The organism is Streptomyces europaeiscabiei, assembly GCF_001550375.1.
Classification (GTDB): Bacteria; Actinomycetota; Actinomycetes; order Streptomycetales; family Streptomycetaceae; genus Streptomyces; species Streptomyces europaeiscabiei.
Window position 1 is genome coordinate 1 of the sequence record NZ_LRTR01000674.1, and the last position, 1,723, is coordinate 1,723.

The following is a 1,723-nucleotide window of genomic DNA, read 5'->3' on the forward strand; positions in this document are numbered from 1 at the left end:
CCTCAGCCTCCTCCACGTCCAGGGCCACACCACCAACTGGACCAAGACCCTCCCCACCCCCACCAGCCAGATCACCCCCCTACCCACCTACCCCTTCCAACACGAACACTTCTGGCTGGAGTCCACGAGTCGCGGCACCAACCCCGGCTCTCTGGGCCTGGACGCCTCCACCCACCCCTGGCTCGGAGCTGCCACCACCCTCGCCAACGGCGAAGGCCACCTCCTCACCGGACGCCTCTCCCCCACCCAGCACCCCTGGCTCCACGACCACACCGTCTACAACACCCCCCTCCTCCCCGGCACCGGACTCCTCGAACTGGCCTGGACCGCAGCCACCGAAACCGGAGCCACCCGCGTCGAGGAACTCACCCTCGCCGAACCCCTCGTCCTGCCCGAACCCGGCGACAACAGCGCCCACATACGACTCCAGGTCACCGTCGGCGCGCCGGAGGCGGACGGACGGCGTCCGGTCTCGATGCACAGCCGCCGGGAGGACACCCAGGAGGAGTGGACCTGTCATGCCACCGGCCTGCTCGGCGGCGACGGGGCCGACGCCGGTCCTGAGGCCGCCGGGCCGGGGCGCGAGTTCGCCGAGCTGGCCCGCTGGCCGGTCGCCGGTGCGGAACCGCTGGACGTGGCCGCCTTCTACGAGCGGTACGCGAAGCAGGGCGTGGGGTACGGCCCGGCGTTCCGGGGCGTGACCGAGCTGTGGCACCGGCCGGGCAGCGCTTTCGCGCTGGTGCGGCTGCCGGAGGGGCTCGACGGGTCCGCGTACGGCGTGCATCCGGCGCTGCTCGACGCGGCGGTCCAGACGCTCGCGGCGGCGCGGGACGGAAACGCGGCGGCCGGTTCGGAGCCGGAGCAGGTGCTGCTGCCGTTCGAGTGGATCGACGCCGAGCTGCATCGTGCCGGCGCCACCGAACTGCGCGTGCGCGCCGACTGGGACCAGGACGCCGCCGAAGGCGGCGTCTGGGTGGTGGACGCCACCGGGAGTCCGCTGGCCTCCGCCCGGCTGCGGGCCAGGACGGCGACGCCGGACCAGATCCGCGCGAGCCGCCCGGTGGAGCACCTCTACCGGGTGGAGTTCCAGGCCGTGCCCCTGCCCAGCGGGGTGGAGGCGCCGGCCACCTGGATCGTCGGCGGCGGGGACCGCCTCGCGCAGGCACTCGGCGCTCAGCGGTTGGTCGATCTGGACGCGCTGGCCGCCGAGCTGGAGAGCACGGAGGTACGGCCTTCCCGCCTCGTTCTGGACGTGACCGGCAAGGTGCCGGGAGACAGCGCGCAGGCGGCCCGGCAGCTGGCCGCCGACGCCCTGGAGACGTTGCGGTTCGCCCTGGACGATGCGCGCCTGGAGACCACCGAACTGGTGTGGGTCACCAGTGAGTCGGTCGTGGCCGTGCCGTCCGACGGCGTGCCCGACCTGGGGCAGGCGCCGCTGTGGGGCATTCTGCGGGTCGCCCGCAACGAGCACCCGGACCGGCCGGTTCGCCTGGTTGATCTGGGTGCGGAGGAATCCGACGCGGACGTGCTGGCCCGGGCGCTCGGTGTCGCGGGCGAGCCGGAGCTCGTGGTGCGGCACGGTGTTCCGTACGTGCCTCGCCTGGCCCGGGTCGGGCAGTCGGACAGCGGCGAGACGGACGCTCCGCGCTTCGACCCCGACGGCACGGTCCTGATCACCGGCGGCACCGGCGAACTCGGCCGGCAGCTCGCCACCCACCTCGTC

At 73.8% G+C, this 1,723-nt stretch carries 1 protein-coding gene; it reads left to right on the forward strand.

All coding sequences use genetic code 11. The features are described 5' to 3' along the window. The coding region (locus AWZ10_RS33040; protein WP_208618597.1) for a polyketide synthase dehydratase domain-containing protein at window positions 1-1,723 on the forward strand (1,723 nt) is incomplete at both ends.